General features: G+C 70.0%; 1 protein-coding gene and 1 pseudogene. Both read left to right on the forward strand.

Annotated features, from left to right (window positions below; genetic code table 11):
* Positions 1-204: pseudogene (locus ACFVX9_RS39855) on the forward strand (hypothetical protein); the annotation flags it as partial.
* A gap of 249 nt (positions 205-453) precedes the next feature.
* Positions 454-944 (forward strand): Scr1 family TA system antitoxin-like transcriptional regulator (locus ACFVX9_RS39860; RefSeq protein ID WP_387987222.1); only part of this gene is annotated, 491 nt, incomplete at its 3' end.

Here is a 944-nt window from a genome sequence, read left to right on the forward strand (position 1 = left end):
AACCCCCTGGAACGGCTGAACCGCGAGGTCAAACGCCGCACCGACGCCGTGCAGGTCTTCCCCAGCCTGGCCCTCGAGCCCGCTGCACCGGAACCGATCACCACCAACGCTGGACCGGCCCCCGCACGCAAGACCCGTGACCTGATCCGCCAACTCCGAGCCCCCGGCCACCAGGTGGCACTCACCCCCCAGTCGGCTGCCTGAACCCACCGCCCCGGCTTCCCGGACCATCGAACCGAGAGGTCACCTCGGGCTGCCCGCCTGCGGCTTCATTTTCGGACCAGCATCGGGCCTCGTCACCGCGCTGGTCTGCACCCCGTCTCTTTCGCGCAGTGTGACACCTGCCAGCAGGGCTCGTTGATCTTTTGCCGCACGGCGAATACGTTTGGACCGGGCCCGGTCGCGGCAATTTGCGCCGCGGGCGGACGATCCCGAGCCGGAGGCAGACTGCACGTGGCGGCGAACGGAAACCCGGGCGTCAGAAGGCGCCGGCTGGGCGCGGAGCTGCGCCGGCTCCGCCTGGCCCGCGGCCTGACCAGCACGCAGGTGGCCGAGCGCCTGCTGATCTCGCAGCCGAAGATCAGCCATATGGAGAACGGCCGCCGCGCCATCAAGCCCCGTGATGTGCGGGACCTGTGCGGCCTCTACCAAGTCACCGACCGGCGGGTCGTCGACTCGCTGATGCAGCTGGCCACGGAATCGAACCGGCCAGGCTGGTGGGCGGCCTGCGGCGATATCCCGTACGCCGACTACATCGGCCTGGAGACGGCAGCCTCCTCGATCCGCACCCACGAGCCCCAGGTGATCCCCGGCCTCCTGCAAACACCCGCCTACGCCCGGGCCGTCATCACGGCTGCGATCTGGCCTGCCAGCCCCGAGCAGATCGCCGTGCACCTTGAAATCCGAATGCGCCGTCAGCACCGGGCCCACCACCCGGCCCGGTC

It is taken from the genome of Kitasatospora sp. NPDC058243 (genome assembly GCF_042882025.1).
GTDB lineage: Bacteria > Actinomycetota > Actinomycetes > Streptomycetales > Streptomycetaceae > Kitasatospora.